General features: G+C 62.3%; 1 pseudogene. It reads right to left on the bottom strand.

The features are described from left to right. Window positions 1-126: 126 nt before the first annotated feature. Window positions 127-515, bottom strand: a pseudogene (locus P3H15_RS55015) (hypothetical protein); the annotation flags it as partial.

Raw genomic sequence — 515 nt, 5'->3', positions numbered from 1 at the left:
CTCAGCAATCATTCGAATCCGAACGACGCACGAACTTTCAATGAGAATCCGAACTGTTCAACGAGAAGCTACACCGCCGCATCGCGGACGATGCCCGGGTATGAATGACCGCTGGTTGCTTCTCAGTCAACTTGTGTCCTGCCTGTCCAGTTTCCGGCTCGCCGTTCGGAACGCGGAGCCAGAGGATTCGACCCAGTCGCGTTGCCCTGAATCGTGCGAGTGTCGCAGCGTCCGCGGGTTCAGGAAGCGCGGTCTCGAGCCGACGTGCGCGCCGAGTTGGATGACCGACTGGCCCACGGTGGAACCGGCCGCCGTCTGCAGGAGCCATTCACCCGGTCGAACACCGAGTTCGTCACCGGTCAAGATCACGGCGGTGAGCGGATTGGCGAGAATCTGGGCGGCCGTGGAATCGCTCATGCCGGCGGGAACAGGCAACACGCTCTCGGCATCGGCAACGACGTACTCCTGCCAGGTGCCCGTGACTCCGATCGTGATGACGCGTTGCCCGACGGTCA

Origin of the sequence: Rhodococcus sp. T2V (assembly GCF_029269925.1) — a bacterium.
In the GTDB taxonomy this organism is placed as follows: Bacteria; Actinomycetota; Actinomycetes; order Mycobacteriales; family Mycobacteriaceae; genus Rhodococcus_F; species Rhodococcus_F koreensis.
This window is presented reverse-complemented; position numbering and strand designations above follow the sequence as displayed.